Origin of the sequence: Streptomyces sp. NBC_01171, assembly GCF_045039805.1 — a bacterium.
GTDB lineage: Bacteria > Actinomycetota > Actinomycetes > Streptomycetales > Streptomycetaceae > Streptomyces.
Map to the genome: position 1 here is coordinate 1,974,470 of NZ_CP108609.1, position 17,093 is coordinate 1,991,562.

Below are 17,093 nucleotides of genomic sequence, written 5' to 3' on the forward strand. Positions count from 1 at the left end.
CGGTGCGACCCCTTCGAAGGGACCTTGACCGTGCGAAGCCGAACCGTGCCCGCCCTACTCGCCGCGACCACGCTGCTGCTGGCCGCGGGCTGCTCCTCGGACGGGGGTGACGGGCGGGGATCACCCTCCGGGGGCACCGTGACGGCGAGCGCCCAGTCCCCCTCCGAGACCGCGCCGCCCGCCAGGGGCTCGGCGAAGGCGCTGCGCACGGTGGCCGAGGGCCTGAAGAGCCCGTGGGGGCTGGCCCCGCTGCCCGACGGGAACCTGCTGGTCTCCTCCCGCGACGACGCCACCCTCACCCGGATCGACGCCAAGACCGGCAAGAAGACGGTGACGGGCCGCGTCTCCGGGGTCGAGCCCGCCGGTGAGGGCGGCCTCCTGGGCATCGCCCTCTCCCCCGGCTTCGCCTCGGACCACATGGTCTACGCCTACTTCACCTCCGCCTCCGACAACCGCGTCGTCCGTGTCCGGTACGACGAGAAGCGGGCGCCCGGTGATCAACTGGGCGCCCCGGACACGGTGTTCAAGGGCATCCCCAAGGGTCACATCCACAACGGCGGCCGGATCGCCTTCGGCCCGGACGGCATGCTGTACGTCGGCACCGGCGAGAGCGGCAGCAGCGGGCTGGCCCCCGACAAGAAGTCCCTGGGCGGCAAGATCCTCCGGATCACCCCGGAGGGCGAGCCCGCGCCGGGCAACCCCTTCGGCCGCTCCCCGGTGTACTCCTACGGCCACCGCAATGTGCAGGGTCTGGCCTGGAATGCCCGACAGCGGCTGTTCGCCTCGGAGTTCGGGCAGGACACCTGGGACGAGCTGAACGCGATCAAGCCCGGCGGCGACTACGGCTGGCCCGGCACCGAGGGCAAGGGCACCGACGCGCGCTTCCAGAACCCCCTGGCCCAGTGGCACACCGACGACGCGTCCCCGAGCGGTATCGCCTACGTGGACGGCGTGATCTGGATGGCCGGGCTCCGGGGCGAGCGCCTGTGGCGCATCCCGCTGCGCTCGACCTCGGCGTCGGCCCCGCCGCAGCCGTTCCTGGACGGCGAGTACGGCCGGCTGCGCACGGTGGCCCCGGCCGGGCAGGGCCGGCTGTGGCTGCTGACCAGCAACACCGACGGCCGCGGTGACCCCACGAAGGGCGACGACCGGCTGCTGGAGCTGCGGGTCCGCTGACGGGGGCGGTGCGGCACCGCCCCCGCCCGTGCGGTCAGCCCACCGAGGGCAGGCCGAGCAGCGCGTCGGAGTACTTCAGCGCGGCCAGCAGCAGGCCGACGACGCCGAGCGCGACACCGCCCCACGCGACCGACTTGATCCACGGGGCCTGCGGCCGGCCCGGCGCGCCGAACGCGGGCCGGGCGAGCACGGCCACGCCCACGACGAGCGCGGCCACCGCGAAGAGGCCGGCCCACAGGGCGGTGGCGTGCCAGGCGTCGCCGTAGACCGCCTTGATCTGCTGGGCGACGTTCGCCTGGGAGGAGGTCTTGAGCTGGCCCATGAGCTGGGCGCGGGCCGAGGCGACGGTGCCGACCCAGCCGCCATTGAGCGAGACCAGGCCGAGCGCGGCGGACACCACGGCACCGGCGCCCTGGCCGACCCCGGACGCGCGGCGCGGCTCGGCGGCGGCCGTCTCCTCGCCGGTCTCCCGCTGCTCGGGTGCCTGGGCTTCCTCGGTCACGGCGGTCTCCGCCACCGTCTCGTCGTGCTGTGCGCCGGTCTCGGTCCCGGCGCCTTCCGCTGTCTTCGTAGCCATGCCCGGCACCGTACGGACGGAGTCTGAGAGGCGTCTTAACGCCCGCTGTGCGCTGCGGCTTCGCGGGCCGCGCGCCACTCGGGGGCCAGGACCGCCCAGACCTCGGTGTCGGTGCGTACGCCCCGGTGCGGGTAGTTCTCGCGGAGCACGCCCTCGCGGCTCATGCCCAGGCGCCGGGCCACATTGACGCTGGGCCGGTTGGCGGAGGCCGCGTGCCACTCGACGCGGTGCATGCCGCGCTCGCCGAAGGCCCAGTCCAGCAGGATTTCCATGCCCCGCGTGACGAGCCCGCGCCCGCTCGCTCCGGGGACGAGCCAGCAGCCCGCCTCGGCGACCCCGGTCTCGTTGTCCCACAGCCGGAACATCAGGCCGCCGACCAGGGTGCCGTCCAGCCAGATGCCGTGCAGGCTGCCGGTGTCGGTGGCGCGCTTGTCGGCGTACCGCTTCAGGAAGGCGCGGGCGCCGTCCAGGTCGGGCACCACGTCCGGCAGGCCGACGTGGCGTCCGATGAACTCGCGGTGGCCGTCGATGTTGGCGAAGAACTCCGGCGCGTGCCAGACCTCCATCGGGCGCAGTTCGGCGCCGTCCACGCCCAGTGGTGTCGCGTACATCGTGCTGTGGTTCCTTCCGCAGTGCCCGGCCGGCCGAGCCTTTCACGGGCTCAGTCGAACTGGTCACCGAGGGCCATGATCATCGTCCCGGCTATCAGCAGCCAGAGGGCGCGGCGGGTGCGGCCACGGGCGCCGAGGACGGCGGCGGCCGCGCAGACGGCGGCGCCGGTGGCGTACGCGGCGGGGACCAGGGCGGGGGCGGGACCGACGAGACGGAGCAGGGCGGCGGCGACACCGGCGAGAGTGAGGAGGGCGCCGGTGCCGGTGGCGAGCCAGCGAGCGCGGCGGGCCTCGTCGTAGAACTCGGCGTCCTCTTCGTGCCGTATGACGGGCTCCGCCCGTTCCGCCTCCTCGGCCTCGGCGGGTCCGGCGACGGAATCGGTACGTCCACTCATGGCGGGCGAGCGTAGCGCCTCCACCTCGGGTGCCTCGTCGCGGCCCCCGGAAATCGAACGTGGCCCCGGAGGACTTCCCTCCGGGGCCACGTTCAGCGCGGGACTCAGCCCTCGCTCACGCCCAGCCGGTCCAGGATCAGCTCCTTGACGCGGGCGGCGTCGGCCTGGCCACGGGTGGCCTTCATGACCGCACCGACCAGCGCGCCGGCCGCCGCCACCTTGCCGCCGCGGATCTTGTCCGCGATGGCCGGGTTGCCGGCGATGGCCTCGTCGACGGCGGTGGTCAGCGCACCCTCGTCGGAGACGACCTTCAGACCGCGCTTCTCGACGACCTCGTCCGGCGTGCCCTCACCGGCGAGGACGCCCTCGATGACCTGGCGGGCCAGCTTGTCGTTCAGGTCGCCGGAGTTCACCAGCTCGGTGACCCGCGCGACCTGCACCGGCGTGATCGCCAGCTCGTCCAGCGACGTGCCCGACTCGTTGGCGCTGCGCGCCAGCTCGCCCATCCACCACTTGCGGGCGGAGGCCGCGTCGGCGCCGGCGTCGATGGTGGCGACGATCAGGTCCAGCGCACCGGCGTTGGTGATCGACTGCATGTCGGTGGCCGAGATGCCCCACTCCGCCAGCAGACGGGTACGGCGGGCCAGCGGCAGCTCGGGCAGCGCGGCGCGGATCTTCTCGACCCACTCGCGCGAGGGCGCCACCGGGACGAGGTCGGGCTCCGGGAAGTACCGGTAGTCCTCGGCCTCCTCCTTCACGCGGCCCGAGGTCGTGGACCCGGTGTCCTCGTGGAAGTGGCGGGTCTCCTGGATGATCGTGCCGCCGCCGTCGAGCACGGCCGCGTGGCGCATGATCTCGAAGCGGGCGGCACGCTCGACCGAGCGCAGCGAGTTGACGTTCTTCGTCTCGGAGCGCGTGCCGAACTTCTCCCGGCCGTGCGGGCGCAGCGACAGGTTCACGTCGCAGCGCATCTGGCCCATCTCCATCCGCGCCTCGGAGACACCGAGGGCCCGGATGACCTCGCGCAGCTCGCGGACGTAGGCGCGCGCGACCTCGGGGGCCCGCTCGCCCGCGCCCTCGATGGGCTTGGTGACGATCTCGATGAGCGGGATGCCCGCGCGGTTGTAGTCCAGCAGGGAGTGGGACGCGCCGTGGATACGGCCGGTGGCGCCGCCGACGTGCGTCGACTTGCCGGTGTCCTCCTCCATGTGGGCCCGCTCGATCTCCACGCGGAAGGTCTCGCCGTCCTCCAACTGCACGTCGAGGTAACCGTCGAAGGCGATCGGCTCGTCGTACTGGGAGGTCTGGAAGTTCTTCGGCATGTCCGGATAGAAGTAGTTCTTCCGGGCGAAGCGGCACCACTCGGCGATCGAGCAGTTCAGCGCGAGGCCGATCTTGATGGCGGACTCGACGCCGGTCGCGTTGACGACCGGGAGCGCGCCGGGCAGGCCGAGGCAGACCGGGCAGGTCTGCGAGTTGGGCTCGGCACCCAGTTCGGTCGAACAGCCGCAGAACATCTTGGTGTTGGTGCCGAGTTCGACATGGACCTCGAGGCCCATGACGGGGTCGTACGACGACAGCGCGTCCTCGTACGACACCAGGTCGGTCGTGGTGGTCACGGTGAAAACTTCCCTCTCAGCCCAGCAGGACGTCGTCGTCGCCCAGCCGCTTCAGCTCGCGGTAGAGGATGGCGAGGCCGGTGACGATGGCGACGGCGGACACGGCGGCGTCGATCAGGCGCAGCGTGTCCTGCTCCGACCGGGCCTTCTTGATCTGCTTGGCCACACCGACCGCGCTGAACGCGGTGCCGGCCATGGACAGGTACGTGCCGGACCTCGACTGCTTGAAGCCCTTGGCCTTGTTCAGTGCGCTCACAGCGACGGTGCCTCCTCGATCAACGGGTGACCCCACTTTTCCACGAAGGCGGCCTCGACGGCGGCGCCGACCTTGTACAGCCTGTCGTCCTTCAGCGCCGGGGCGATGATCTGGAGGCCGACGGGGAGGTTGTCCTCCGGGGCGAGACCGCACGGCAGCGACATGGCCGCGTTGCCCGCGAGGTTCGTCGGGATGGTGCACAGGTCCGCGAGGTACATCGCCATCGGGTCGTCGGCGCGCTCGCCGATCGGGAAGGCGGTGGTCGGTGTCGTCGGGGAGACGATCACGTCGACCTTCTCGAACGCCTTCTCGAACTCCTGCGTGATGAGGGTGCGAACCTTCTGCGCGGAGCCGTAGTAGGCGTCGTAGTAGCCGCTGGAGAGGGCGTACGTGCCGAGCATGATGCGGCGCTTGACCTCGGCGCCGAAGCCGGCCTCACGGGTGAGGGAGGTGACCTCCTCGGCCGAGTGGGTGCCGTCGTCGCCGACGCGGCGGCCGTAGCGCAGGCCGTCGAAGCGGGCGAGGTTGGACGAGCACTCGGACGGCGCGATCAGGTAGTACGCCGACAGCGCGAGGTCGAAGGACGGGCAGTCCAGCTCGACGATCTCGGCGCCCAGCTCCTTCAGCAGCTCGACGGACTCGTCGAAGCGCTGGAGGACACCGGCCTGGTAGCCCTCGCCGCGGAACTGCTTGACGACGCCGACCCGCATGCCCGCCACCGAGCCGTTGCGCGCGGCCTCGACGACCGGCGGTACGGGGGCGTCGATGGAGGTGGAGTCCAGCGGATCGTGGCCCGCGATGACCTCGTGCAGCAGGGCCGTGTCCAGCACCGTGCGGGCACAGGGGCCGCCCTGGTCCAGGGAGGAGGAGAAGGCGACCATGCCGTAGCGGGAGACCGAGCCGTAGGTCGGCTTGACGCCCACGGTGCCGGTGACGGCGGCCGGCTGGCGGATGGAGCCGCCGGTGTCGGTGCCGATGGCGAGCGGGGCCTCGTAGGCGGCGAGCGCGGCGGCGGAGCCGCCTCCGGAGCCGCCGGGGATCTTGGTGAGGTCCCAGGGGTTGCCGGTCGGGCCGTAGGCGCTGCTCTCGGTGGAGGACCCCATGGCGAACTCGTCCATGTTGGTCTTGCCGAGGATGACGACGTCGGCGGCCTTCAGCCGCTTGGTGAGCGTCGCGTCGTACGGCGGGATCCAGCCCTCGAGGATCTTCGAGCCGACCGTGGTCGGCACGCCCTCGGTGGTGAAGATGTCCTTGAGCGCGAGCGGGACGCCGGCCAGCGGGCCGAGCTTCTCGCCGCGGGCGCGCTTGGCGTCCACCGCGCGCGCCTGGGCGAGGGCGCCCTCGCGGTCGACGTGCAGGAAGGCGTGCACCTTCTCGTCGACGGCTTCGATGCGCGCCAGATGTGCCTCGGCGACCTCGACGGCCGTCAGCTCGCCGGAGGCGATCTTCTCGGCGGTCTCGGCGGCCGTGAGCTTGATGATGTCGGTCATGACTTCTTAGTCCTCCCCCAGGATCTGCGGCACCTTGAAACGCTGCTGCTCCTGGGCGGGGGCGCCGGAGAGCGCCTGCGCGGGGGTGAGCGAGGGACGGACCTCGTCCGCCCGCATGACGTTCGTCAGCGGGAGCGGGTGCGAGGTCGGGGGTACGTCTTGGTCGGCGACCTCGCTGACGCGGGCGACCGCGCCGATGATGTCGTCGAGCTGGCCGGCGAAGTGGTCGAGCTCTTCGGGCTTCAGCTCCAGACGCGCCAGCCGGGCGAGGTGGGCGACCTCCTCGCGCGTGATGCCAGGCATGCAGCGATCCTCTGGGGTGAGTGAGTGTGGTTTGGGCCCAATCCTATGGGGCCGGGACCGCTGCCCGGTAAACGGTTTCGCTGCGCAGCCGTCCGTACCCGCGCCCGGAGACGGCTCAGGCCCCGGTGGTGGAGCCGGGGCGGACGATCATCAGGACGGTGACCGCCGCCCACAGCAGGTTGAAGACGCCGGTGAGCATGGCCAGGCGGGCGCCGGGGTCCGCCGCCCCGGGGGCGGCGTCCAGCGCGGCTTCCTGGGCGGGCAGGATCAGCAGGCCCAGCACCGCGGCCGCCGCCACGGTCAGGACGATCGAGGTGATCAGCCACCCGCTGCCGAGCACGCCCATGGCGCGCGCCGTGGCGAACCCGAACACGGGGACGGCCACGCCGACCGCCGCGTAGACCCGGCAGATGCGGTGCAGCATCCTGGGGCCCGCGAGAGCCTCCCGGTCACCGGGATCGCGGTGGGCGCCGCGCAGCGCCCTCGGGAAGATGCTCGCGGCGACGGCGACCGGCCCGATCGCCAGCACGGCGGCCAGTACATGGATGGAGAGAAGCAGTTTCGTCATGTCAGACGCTCACGGGAGCCGTGCCCCGGTGGCGCCAGACGGTGCCCCGGCGTTCGTGGGCGAACAGCTCCTCGACGGCGTGCGCGATGCGGGGGCCCTTCTCGCGTTCCAGGAGGTGGAGGGCGAGGTCGAGGCCGGAGGTGACGCCGGCGCCGGTGACGAGGTCGCCGTCGTCGACGACGCGGGCGCGCACCGCGTGGACGCCGGCGGCGTCGAGCAGGTCCAGGCCCAGGTGATTCGTGGTGGCGTGGCGGCCCTTCAGCAGACCGGCCATGGCCAGCACGAGCGTGCCGCCGCACACCGCGCCGACCGTCACCCGTGGGTTCTCCATCGCCGCCGCGAGCAGCGCGGGCAGCCCGGTGGTCAGCGTGCGGCCCAGGAGTACCGGGATCAGCTCGTCCTGCCGCCACTCCCCGGCACCGGGGTCCTGGGCCGGGGTCCGGCCGGGCTCGCCCACCCGGCCCGAGGCGCCGGGGACGAGGACCAGCCCCGCCCGCGCGGGGTCGAGCGGGGCCGTGGCCCGCAGGGTCAGGCCGCCGGTGCCGCTGACCACCTCGCGGGGCCCCTCGGCGGAGACCAGCTCGACGCTCACCCCGCCGTCGCAGGCGAGGCCACCGGCGTGGAGCACCTCGTAGGGGGCGATCACATCGAGCGGATCGAAGCCGTCGAACAGGACGATCTGGGCGTGCATGGAGGGGGTCCTTCGGATGGGTGGGGTCCGGTCCGCGCCGGGTTCGCTCCGAGCCAACCAGCCGCCCGGCCCCCGGGCGAGTGGCGTTAGTGACACTCTTCGACGGGATAGCGCCAACTCGCTCAAAGAGCCTCTGAGCTGGGAGAAAGCCAGAATTTCCCGACGCACGGAATCCTGTGGGCGGGTATGTTCGTGCCATGCACACCGTCGCCGTCCTCGCCCTGGACCAGGTGATCCCGTTCGACCTGTCCACCCCGATCGAGGTCTTCACCCGCACCCGTCTGCCGGACGGACGCCCCGGCTACCGCATCCGGGTGTGCGCGGAGTATCCGGAGACCGACGCGGGCGCGTTCGCCCTGCGCGCGCCCTGGGGGCTCGAGGGACTCGCGGGCGCGGACACGGTCGTCGTGCCCGGTACCGCCGACCCCGCCGCCCCGCTCGCGCCCGCCGTCCACGACGCGCTGCGGGCAGCCGCCGGGAACGGCACCCGTATCGCCTCCATCTGTTCGGGCACCTTCGTCCTGGCCGCCGCCGGGCTCCTGGACGGGCTGCGGGCCACCACCCACTGGGCCGCGGCGGGTCTGCTGGCCGACGCCCACCCGGCCATCGAGGTGGACCCGGACGTGCTGTACGTCGACAACGGCCAGATCCTGACCTCGGCCGGCGCCGCCGCGGGCCTGGACCTGTGTCTGCACATGATCCGCCGCGACTACGGCTCGGCCGTCGCCGCCGACGCCGCCCGGCTCTCCGTCATGCCCCTGGAACGCGAGGGCGGTCAGGCGCAGTTCATCGTCCACGACCACGCGCCCACGCCGCACGGCTCCGCGTTCGAGCCCCTGCTCGACTGGCTGCGGGACAATCTGGGCTCCGACCTCACGCTCGCGGACATCGCCGCCCACGCCGGAACCAGCACGCGCACCCTGATCCGCCGCTTCCGCGAAGAGACCGGCAGCACGCCGTTGCAGTGGCTCCACCGCGCCCGTGTCCGCCAGGCCCAGCATCTGCTGGAGACCACCCGGCAGTCCGTGGAACGCATCGGCGCCCAGGTCGGATTCGGCTCACCCACGGCCTTCCGCGACCGCTTCAAGCGCACCACCGGGGTCAGCCCCCACGCGTACCGCCGCTCCTTCACCTGACCCCGGAGCGGGGCCCGGTACCGGGGCGGAGGGTGAAACGTTACCGCTGTGCCGACCGGGGCTCACTCCCCCGCGGGCAGCGCCGCGCGGGGCCGCTGCCAGCCGCGGGAGCCGCGTGCCTTCAGCCAGGCCGTGGTCTCCTCGGGGGGCATCGCGGCGGCCACCAGCCACCCCTGTACGGCGTCGCAGCGCAGGTCGCGCAGGTGTTCCCAGGTCTCGTCGTCCTCGACGCCCTCGGCGACGACCACCAGGCCCAGGGAGTGCGCGAGGTCGACCGTGCAGCGGACGATCGCCGCGTCCTCGGCGTCCACCGCCAGCCGGGCCACGAAGGAGCGGTCGATCTTCAGTTCGCTGACCGGCAGCCGCCGCAGGTGGACCAGGGAGGAGTAACCGGTGCCGAAGTCGTCCAGGGACATCTTCACGCCGTGTCCGGCGAGCGCGGCCAGGGTGTCGGCGGCCCGCTGCGGGTCCTCCAGCAGCACGTGCTCGGTGATCTCCAGTTGCAGCGCCCCCGCCGGGACCCCGTGCCGGGCCAGCCGGGCGGCGACGGAACCGGCGAAGCCGGGGGTGTGCACGTCACGCGGGGAGACGTTCACCGCGACCGGCACCCGGAGACCCTGCTCGCGCCAGCGGGCGACCTGCGCGAGGGCGGTCTCCAGCACGTACTCGGTGAGGTGCGGCATCAGCCCGGAGGACTCGGCTATCGCTATGAACTCGTCCGGCGGGACCTTGCCCCGCTCCGGGTGCACCCAGCGCACCAGGGCCTCCAGGCCGGCCACCTGGCCGTCGAAGCGGACCTTGGGCTGGTAGTGCAACTGGACCTCGTGCGCGTCCAGCGCCCGGCGCAGATCGCCGAGGAGGGCGAGCCGGTCGGGGGTGTTGGAGTCCCGCTTGGACTCGTACGCCTCCACGCCGGAGCGGTCCCGCTTGGCCTGGTACATCGCCACGTCCGCGCGGCGCAGCATGCCCTCGGCGTCCAGCGCGTGGTCGGGGAAGACGGCGACGCCCGCGCTGGCCTCCAGCACGAGCGTGAGTCCGTCGAGGTCGAGGGGCGAGCCGAGCGCGGTGACCAGCCCGCGTGCGACCCGTGTGGCCGACGTGGTCGAGTCGGCCACCGGCAGTAAGACGGCGAACTCGTCACCGCCGAGGCGCGCGGCCTCCGCTCCGTCCGGCAGGGCGTTCTGGAGCCGGTCCGCGATCTGCAACAGCAGCCGGTCACCGGCGAGATGGCCCAGGGTGTCGTTGACCGACCGGAAGCGGTCGAGGTCTATCACCATCAACGCCGAGCGGGCGCCGATGCGTTCGGCGTCGTCCAGCGCGGTCCAGATGCGCTCCAGCAGCCACTGCCGGTTGGGCAGCCCGGTCAGCGGGTCGCGCAACTGCTCCTCCGCGCGGGCCCGCGCCATCCACAGCGTGGAGTCCAGCGCGATCAGCGGGATGACGAACAGCGGCAGCAGCACCGGCCGGGCGTCCGCGACCACGCACACCAGCGGCGCGATGCCGAGCAGCGCGACGGCGACGAGCCCCTGCCGGACCAGCGCGGTCCGGGCGATGGTGGGCACTCCGCCCCCACGCGGGGCGTGCAGGTACCAGAGCAACCCCCGGCTGACCACGAGATACGCGCCTGCGGCGAGCACCACCTCGGGGACGGTGCCCAGTCCCCAACTGCCGGGCCGCCAGGGCTCCTCCACGCTGCCGACCCGGCCGAAGGCGCCGAGCACCAGGGCGCCGGCGCCGATGGCGAGGATGTCCACCGCGCCGTGCAGCAGGCCCTCGCGGCGGCAGTTGCGCCGGGCGATGCCGACCAGCACGACGACGGTGAGGCTGACCAGTCCGGCCGGGACCCAGCCGTACAGCAGCAGGGTGGCGAGGGTGAGGGCTGCGCCGGAGGCGGTGCCGCCGCTCCAGCGGGCCCGGCCCAGCATGACGAGATGGCCGACGACGAGGCCGGTGAGCAGCGCCAGCGCCCACCCGGCCGTACCGGCGGGGAAGAGCGCGTGGCCGCCGCTGAAGGCGCCGTAGAGCCCGGCGCCGAGGGCGAGCGCGGCCGCCCCGGCGAGTGCGGCGGGCAACGTGGGTATCCGCGCGCGCCGTTGGCCGTCCGGGGGCGGGGCCAGGTCGGCGGCCAGGACCACCGCCACGCGCGGATCGACGCCGTCGGCGCCGGAGTTCGGCCCCGCGTGGCCCTTGCCGTGCCCGGTCCACCGGTTCCCCCGCCATGCGGCCGCACGGCGGCGCAGGCGCAGCCGCGAGCCGGGGGCGGCGCTCTCGGTCGGTTCCATTCCCGTCCCTCTCACAGCCGGCGGTGCCCACGCCACGCGACCCTGGCCCCGAGGACCCTCAGCGGCTCGGCGGTGGAAAGCCCTTCCCCGTGCCGGCTGTCGGGCACGAGGATGCACCGGCCGCGGCTGGGCACGGCGGGCGCACCCCTCAACAGTAGGCCGCGGAGGGCTTCCTAGGGCAGCGGTCGTGGACGGTCGCCCGAATGCGTACGGGCCACCCGTATGCATCTGATATGCGCCGTACGGGTGGCCTTCAACCGCTACTCCCCGGTCGGAAGCGCGACTTCGGCCGCCGCCTCGGGTCCGCGCTCCAGCAGGACGGCGAACCCGTCCTCGTCCAGCACCGGCACCTTGAGCTGCATCGCCTTGTCGTACTTGGAGCCGGGGTTGTCGCCGACGACCACGAAGGAGGTCTTCTTGGAGACGGAACCGGTCACCTTCGCGCCCCGGCTCTGGAGCGCGTCCTTGGCGCCGTCACGGGTGAAGTTCTCCAGCGTGCCGGTGACGACGACGGTCATCCCCTCCAGCGGGCGCGGGCCCTCGTCCTCGCCGCCGGCCTCCTCCTCCAGCGGCACGCCGGCCGCCTTCCACTTGCGCACGATCTCGCGGTGCCAGTCCTCGGCGAACCACTCCTTGAGCGCGGCCGCGATGATCGGGCCCACGCCGTCGGTCGCGGCCAGCTCCTCCTCCGTGGCCGCTTCGATGCGGTCGATCGACCGGAACTCGCGGGCGAGCGCCTGGGCGGCGACGGGGCCGACGTGCCGGATGGAGAGGCCGTTGATGAACCGGGCGAGCGGGCGCTGCTTGGCCGCCTCGATGTGCTCCAGCAGGGAGAGGGTGTTCTTCTTCGGCTCGCCCTTCTGGTTGGCGAAGACGGTGACGACCTTCTCCTCGCCGGTCTTCGGGTCGCGCTTGGGCAGGCCGCTGTCGGGGTCCAGCACATGAGCCTTGATGGGCAGCAGCTTCTCCACCGTGAGGTCGAACAGGTCGCCCTCGTCCACCAGCGGCGGGTCGGCGGGCTCCAGCGGCCGGGTGAGCGCGGCCGCGGCGACCCCGCCGAAGTGCTCGATGTCCAGGCACTCGCGCCCCGCGAGGTAGGCGACCCGCTCTCGCAACTGCGCCGGACAGGCACGGGCGTTGGGGCAGCGGAGGTCGATGTCGCCCTGCTTCATGGGCCGGAGCGGGGTGCCGCACTCGGGGCACTCGCTCGGCATCACGAACTCCCGCTCGCTGCCGTCCCGCAGGTCGGCGACGGGCCCGAGGATCTCCGGGATGACGTCACCGGCCTTGCGCAGCACCACGGTGTCCCCGATGAGCACGCCCTTGGCCTTGACGACCCCCTGGTTGTGCAGGGTGGCGAACTCGACCTCGCTGCCCGCGACCGTGACCGGCTCCACCTGGGCGTACGGGGTGACGCGGCCGGTGCGGCCGACGCCCACCTTGATGTCGATCAGCTTGGTGTTGACCTCCTCCGGCGCGTACTTGTACGCGATGGCCCAGCGCGGGGCGCGCGCGGTGGAACCGAGCCGGCCCTGGAGGCGGATCTCGTCGAGCTTGACCACGACACCGTCGATCTCGTGGTCCACGGAGTGCCGGTGCTCGCCGTAGTACGCGATGAACTCCCGTACGCCGTCGAGGCCGTCGACCACGCGGTTGTGCGGGGAGGTGGGCAGGCCCCAGGAGCCGAGCAGGTCGTACGCCTCGGACAGCCGGGTCAGGCCGCTGAAGCCCTCGTGGGCGCCGATGCCGTGGACGACCATGTGCAGCGGGCGGCTCGCGGTGACGCGGGGGTCCTTCTGGCGGAGCGAACCGGCGGCCGCGTTGCGGGGGTTGGCGAAGGGCTTCTCCCCGGCGGCGACCAGCCGCTCGTTCAGCTCCAGGAACTTGTCCATCGGGAAGTAGACCTCGCCGCGGATCTCCACGAGGTCGGGCACCTTGTCGCCCCGCAGGCGGTCGGGGATGTCGGTGATGGTGCGGACGTTGGGCGTGATGTCCTCACCGGTGCGGCCGTCGCCCCGGGTGGCGGCGCGGGTGAGGCGGCCGTGCTCGTAGGTGAGGTTGACGGCGAGTCCGTCGACCTTCAGCTCGCACAGGAAGTGGTAGGTCTGGTCGCCGAGTTCGCGGGCGACGCGGTCGGCCCAGGCGGCGAGTTCCTCGTCGTTGAAGGTGTTGTCCAGGGACAGCATCCGCTCGCGGTGCGCGACCGCGGTGAACTCGGTCTCGTAGGACCCGGCGACCTTCTGGGTGGGCGAGTCCGGGGTGCGCAGCTCCGGGAACTCCTCCTCCAGCGCCTCCAGGGACTTCAGGAGCTTGTCGAACTCCGCGTCGCTGATGACGGGAGCGTCCTTCACGTAGTACCGGAAGCGGTGCTCCTCGACCTGCTCCGCGAGCCGCCCGTGCCTCTCGCGCGCCTCGGCGGGCACCGCCGTCGTCGCCGCTTGCTTGTCGCCGGCCACCGTAGTGTCCTCCCGTTACTCAGGGTTGTCCGCGAGGGATCTCGCCGCCCGGACGCAGTGGGCGAGCGCCTGGCGGGCGTAGGCGGGGGAAGCACCCGCGAGACCGCACGTGGGCGTGACCGTGACCGCCTCCGCGAGCAGCCCCGGCCGCAGCCCCAGCCTGCGCCACAGCGTCCTGACACCCATGACGCTACCGGCAGGGTCTGACAATGCCCCGTCCGTCCCCGGCACGACACCGGCGAACAGCCGGGTACCGCCCTCGACGGCTTCCCCGATCACGTCGTCGTCACGCTCGGTGAGCAGGTCGAAGTCGAAGGAGACGGCGTCGGTACCCGCGCGGCGCAGTAGCGCGAACGGCACGTCGGGGGCGCAGGAGTGGACGACGGTGGGGCCGGGGCCGCTCGCGCCGAGCACCTCGCGCAGCCCGGACTCCACGACCTGCCGGTCCACGGCCCGGTGGGTGCGGTAGCCGCTGGCGGTGCGGATCTGCCCGCGCAGCACGGCGGTGAGGGAGGGCTCGTCGAGCTGGAGCACCACGCGGGCGCCGGGGATGCGGCGGCGGACGTCGGCCAGGTGCACGCGCAGGCCCTCGGCGAGCGAGGCGGTGAGGTCGCGGCAGGCGCCGGGGTCGGACAGCACCGCCTCGCCGTTGCGCAGTTCCAGCGCGGCGGCGAGCGTCCAGGGGCCGACCGCCTGCACCTTGACGTCGCCCTCGTAGCCCTGGGTGAACTCCTCCAGGGCGTCGAGGTCCTGGCGCAGCCACGCGTGTGCGCGCCGGGTGTCGCGTCCTGGCCGGTCGGACAGCCGCCAGCCGCTGGGCTCCACGCGCGCGTACAGCTCGACGAGCATCCCGGCGGTGCGGCCGATCATGTCGGCGCCGGGGCCGCGCGCGGGCAGCTCGGCGAGGTACGGGAAGTCCTCCAGGCTGCCGGTGACGGTCTTGGCGGTCTCGCGCGCGTCCTCGCCGGGCATCGAGCCGACGCCGGTGGCCGCGGGGAAGGTGACCTGGGTGTTCTCACTCACCCCGGCAGGGTATGCCGTACGGCGGGCGGGCGCGTCAGCGGCCGGGGCGCACGGTCAGGTCGTTGATCTCGGCGTCCCTCGGCAGGTCCAGGGCGAGCAGCACGGTGTCCGCGACCGACTCGGGGTCGATGAACCGCGCGGGGTCGTACTCCTTGCCCTCCTGCTGGTGCACCTTGGCCTGCATGGGGCTGGCGGTGCGGCCAGGGTAGACGGAGCTGACCCGGACGCCGTTGCCGTGCTCCTCCTGGCGCAGCGAGTCCGCGAGGGCCTTCAGCCCGTGCTTGGAGGCGGCGTACGCGGACCAGCCGGCGTGGGCGTTGAGTCCGGCGCCGGAGTTGACGAAGAGCACCTGGCCGCGGGCGGCACGGAGCTGGGGCAGGAAGTGCCGGGTCAGCTCGGCGGGCGCGATCAGGTTGACGTTGAGCTGATGGCGCCAGGACTTGGGGGTGAGGTCCCCGACGTCACCGAGGTCGACGACCCCGGCGATGTGCAGCAGCGAGTCCACGCGGTCCGGCAGCGACTGGTGGGAGAAGGCCCAGGACAGCTTGTCGGGGTCCGCGAGGTCGCCCACCAGGGTCGCGGCGCCGGGGAACTCGGCTGCCAGCTCCTTGGCGCGGGCCGCGTCGCGCGCGTGCAGCACGAGGTCGTCCCCGCGCGCGTGCAGACGGCGGGCGACGGCGGCGCCGATGCCGGAACCGGCGCCGGTGATCACATGAGTAGCCATGCCCGCCATGGTCGCATCAGCCCGCGGCGAGGGACTCCTCCAGGTGGGCCAGGGCGGCGGCCGGCCCGTCGGCGAAGTACATCAGCTCCGACAGCGGGCGGGGCAGGAAGCCCTCGGCCTCCATGCGGCGGAACTGCTGCTCCAGGCCGTCGTAGAAGCCGGCGGTGTTGAGCAGCACCACGGGCTTGGTGGTGCGGCCGTGCTTCTTCAGCTCCAGGATCTCGGTGGCCTCGTCCAGGGTGCCGGTGCCGCCGACCATGATGACCACGGCGTCGGCCTTCTCCAGCAGCAGCCGCTTGCGCTCGGCGAGGTCGGCCGCGACCACCATCTCGTCGGCGCCGGGCCGGGCGACCGCCGACAGGAACTCCACCGAGACGCCCACGAGCCTGCCTCCGGCCTCCTGCACGCCGTCCGCGACGACCTTCATCAGGCCGGAGTCCGAGCCGCCCCAGACGAGCGTGTGGCCGCCCTTGCCGATCAGTTCCCCGAACTCCCGCGCGGGGCGCGTGTAACGCTCGTCGAGGTCGGCGGCGGAGAGGAAGACGCAGATATTCATGCCGCCCACGGTACGCGGGAACATCGGCGGCCCCGCCCGTGCTGTCCGGGTATGGCACACGGACACACGATCACCATCGAAGAGGGCGAGCAGCATGTGCGCGTCGTACACGACGGCCAGGTGCTCGCGGAGACCGACCGCCCCCTCGTCCTGCACGAGACGGGCTGTCCGCCCCGGTACTACCTCCCCGCCGAGGACGTCCGGCTCGATCTGCTGACCCCGTCGGACACCCACACCGACTGCCCCTTCAAGGGCACGGCGTCCTACTGGTCGCTGCCGGACGCGCCCGACCTGGTGTGGGCGTACCCGGACCCGAAGCCGGAGGTGGCCCGGATCAAGGACCACTACTGCTTCTACGCCCCCGAAGTGGCATGAGCTCGCGGCGCGCCGCCGTGTCGTGACCGGCGACTCCGGCACCCGTACGGCAGTCTCCACGGGCATGGACAAGAAGACGACTTCCGTCGACGGGACCTCGCTCGCGTACCGCGTGACCGGTGAGGGGCCCACGGTGATCCTGGTGAGCGGCGCGATGTCCACCGGGCTCACGCTCTCCCCGCTGGCGGCGGCGCTCGCGGACCGCTGCCGGGCCGTCGTCTACGACCGCCGGGGCCGGGGCGCGAGCGGGGACACGGCGCCGTACGCGGTCGAGCGCGAGGTGGAGGACCTGGCGGCGCTCATGGCGGCGGTGGGCGGCGAGGCGGCGCTCTTCGGGCTGTCGTCGGGCGGCGCGCTGGTGCTGCTGGCGGCTGCCAGCGGCCTGCCGGTGGCCCGGGCGGCGGTGTACGAGGTGCCGTTCAACGACTTCCTGCCGGAGGGCCCGGAGCGGCAGGTGGCGTACGCGGCGGCCCTGGACGTGGCGCTGGCGGCGGGCGACCGGAGCGGGGCGGCGGAGCTGTTCCTGCGACTGACCGGGCTGGGCGAGGAGATGATCCAGCGGGCCCGCCAGTCCCCCATGTGGCCCGGCCTGGAGCAGCTCGCGCCGAGCCTCGCCTACGACGCGGCCCTGATGGGCGACGGGCTGCTCCCGGCGGAGATGCTGGCCCGCGTCCCGGTGCCGGTGCTGTCGCTGGCGGGCAGCCTGAGCCCGCAGTGGCTGCGCGCGGGCGCCCGGGCGGTCGCGGAGGCGGTACCGGACGGCGCGTACGCGGTGCTGGAGGGGCAGACCCACGCGGTCGAGCCGGCGTTCCTCGCACCGGTGCTGGCCGACTTCGTAACAGGCTGAGCCCGGCC

Annotated in this window: 18 protein-coding genes; 4 read left to right on the forward strand and 14 right to left on the reverse strand. The window is 73.0% G+C overall.

Features of this window, described 5'->3' with window-relative positions; genetic code table 11:
* The first annotated feature begins 45 nt into the window (after nucleotides 1-45).
* Nucleotides 46-1,176: a PQQ-dependent sugar dehydrogenase gene (locus tag OG448_RS08950; protein ID WP_405558732.1), complete on the forward strand. Its 1,131-nt coding sequence runs from the start codon at nucleotides 46-48 to the stop codon at nucleotides 1,174-1,176.
* 34 nt (nucleotides 1,177-1,210) lie between these two features.
* Here the strand turns inward: OG448_RS08950 and OG448_RS08955 are convergent, their stop codons facing one another.
* From OG448_RS08955 to OG448_RS08995, 9 genes are all read right to left on the reverse strand, one after another.
* Complete coding sequence (locus OG448_RS08955) at nucleotides 1,211-1,753, reverse strand: hypothetical protein (protein WP_391300367.1); 543 nt, start codon at nucleotides 1,751-1,753, stop codon at nucleotides 1,211-1,213.
* Nucleotides 1,754-1,788: 35 nt separating this feature from the next.
* A complete protein-coding gene (locus OG448_RS08960; RefSeq protein WP_405552594.1) occupies nucleotides 1,789-2,364 on the reverse strand; it encodes a GNAT family N-acetyltransferase in 576 nt (191 codons plus the stop codon).
* 50 nt (nucleotides 2,365-2,414) lie between these two features.
* Nucleotides 2,415-2,759 carry a hypothetical protein gene (locus OG448_RS08965; protein ID WP_405552596.1) on the reverse strand — a complete coding sequence of 115 codons (345 nt, stop codon included), beginning with the start codon at nucleotides 2,757-2,759 and terminating at the stop codon, nucleotides 2,415-2,417.
* Nucleotides 2,760-2,863: 104 nt separating this feature from the next.
* The gene (gene gatB, locus OG448_RS08970; protein WP_405552598.1) at nucleotides 2,864-4,378 is read right to left on the reverse strand and encodes an Asp-tRNA(Asn)/Glu-tRNA(Gln) amidotransferase subunit GatB; all 1,515 of its coding nucleotides are present in this window, start codon (nucleotides 4,376-4,378) and stop codon (nucleotides 2,864-2,866) included.
* A gap of 16 nt (nucleotides 4,379-4,394) precedes the next feature.
* Nucleotides 4,395-4,634: a hypothetical protein gene (locus OG448_RS08975; protein WP_086696013.1), complete on the reverse strand. Its 240-nt coding sequence runs from the start codon at nucleotides 4,632-4,634 to the stop codon at nucleotides 4,395-4,397.
* On the reverse strand, nucleotides 4,631-6,124 hold the full coding sequence (gatA, locus tag OG448_RS08980; protein ID WP_405552600.1) for an Asp-tRNA(Asn)/Glu-tRNA(Gln) amidotransferase subunit GatA: 1,494 nt from the start codon (nucleotides 6,122-6,124) through the stop codon (nucleotides 4,631-4,633). The genes OG448_RS08975 and gatA overlap by 4 nt, the downstream gene beginning before the upstream one ends.
* Before the next feature lie 6 nt (nucleotides 6,125-6,130).
* On the reverse strand, nucleotides 6,131-6,427 hold the full coding sequence (gene gatC / locus OG448_RS08985) for an Asp-tRNA(Asn)/Glu-tRNA(Gln) amidotransferase subunit GatC (RefSeq protein ID WP_018544665.1): 297 nt from the start codon (nucleotides 6,425-6,427) through the stop codon (nucleotides 6,131-6,133).
* Nucleotides 6,428-6,542: 115 nt separating this feature from the next.
* Complete coding sequence (locus tag OG448_RS08990; protein ID WP_405552602.1) at nucleotides 6,543-6,995, reverse strand: hypothetical protein; 453 nt, start codon at nucleotides 6,993-6,995, stop codon at nucleotides 6,543-6,545.
* Nucleotide 6,996: 1 nt separating this feature from the next.
* On the reverse strand, nucleotides 6,997-7,686 hold the full coding sequence (locus tag OG448_RS08995) for a DJ-1/PfpI family protein (RefSeq protein WP_405552604.1): 690 nt from the start codon (nucleotides 7,684-7,686) through the stop codon (nucleotides 6,997-6,999).
* 197 nt (nucleotides 7,687-7,883) lie between these two features.
* Here OG448_RS08995 and OG448_RS09000 point away from each other — a divergent pair, with 197 nt between their 5' ends.
* Nucleotides 7,884-8,822, forward strand: coding sequence for a GlxA family transcriptional regulator (locus OG448_RS09000; protein ID WP_405552606.1), 939 nt, complete (start codon nucleotides 7,884-7,886; stop codon nucleotides 8,820-8,822).
* A 62-nt stretch (nucleotides 8,823-8,884) separates the two neighbouring features.
* On the opposite strand, the gene OG448_RS09005 is transcribed toward OG448_RS09000, so the two are convergent.
* The 5 genes from OG448_RS09005 to OG448_RS09025 all read right to left on the reverse strand — a co-directional run bounded on the left by OG448_RS09005 (nucleotide 8,885) and on the right by OG448_RS09025 (nucleotide 15,863).
* The gene (locus OG448_RS09005; protein ID WP_405552608.1) at nucleotides 8,885-11,104 is read right to left on the reverse strand and encodes a putative bifunctional diguanylate cyclase/phosphodiesterase; all 2,220 of its coding nucleotides are present in this window, start codon (nucleotides 11,102-11,104) and stop codon (nucleotides 8,885-8,887) included.
* Between the two features lie 260 nt (nucleotides 11,105-11,364).
* Nucleotides 11,365-13,560 carry an NAD-dependent DNA ligase LigA gene (gene ligA, locus OG448_RS09010; protein ID WP_405552610.1) on the reverse strand — a complete coding sequence of 732 codons (2,196 nt, stop codon included), beginning with the start codon at nucleotides 13,558-13,560 and terminating at the stop codon, nucleotides 11,365-11,367.
* A gap of 15 nt (nucleotides 13,561-13,575) precedes the next feature.
* Complete coding sequence (locus tag OG448_RS09015) at nucleotides 13,576-14,583, reverse strand: methionine synthase (RefSeq protein WP_405552612.1); 1,008 nt, start codon at nucleotides 14,581-14,583, stop codon at nucleotides 13,576-13,578.
* A 34-nt stretch (nucleotides 14,584-14,617) separates the two neighbouring features.
* Nucleotides 14,618-15,307, reverse strand: a complete 690-nt coding sequence (locus OG448_RS09020) for an SDR family oxidoreductase (RefSeq protein WP_405552614.1) — start codon at nucleotides 15,305-15,307, stop codon at nucleotides 14,618-14,620.
* A 16-nt stretch (nucleotides 15,308-15,323) separates the two neighbouring features.
* A complete protein-coding gene (locus OG448_RS09025) occupies nucleotides 15,324-15,863 on the reverse strand; it encodes a TIGR00730 family Rossman fold protein (RefSeq protein WP_405552616.1) in 540 nt (179 codons plus the stop codon).
* 51 nt (nucleotides 15,864-15,914) lie between these two features.
* Here OG448_RS09025 and OG448_RS09030 point away from each other — a divergent pair, with 51 nt between their 5' ends.
* Together OG448_RS09030 and OG448_RS09035 are read left to right on the forward strand one after the other, a co-directional pair.
* Nucleotides 15,915-16,238 carry a DUF427 domain-containing protein gene (locus tag OG448_RS09030; protein WP_399566228.1) on the forward strand — a complete coding sequence of 108 codons (324 nt, stop codon included), beginning with the start codon at nucleotides 15,915-15,917 and terminating at the stop codon, nucleotides 16,236-16,238.
* 64 nt (nucleotides 16,239-16,302) lie between these two features.
* The gene (locus tag OG448_RS09035) at nucleotides 16,303-17,085 is read left to right on the forward strand and encodes an alpha/beta fold hydrolase (protein WP_405558734.1); all 783 of its coding nucleotides are present in this window, start codon (nucleotides 16,303-16,305) and stop codon (nucleotides 17,083-17,085) included.
* The last annotated feature ends 8 nt before the right edge of the window (nucleotides 17,086-17,093 follow it).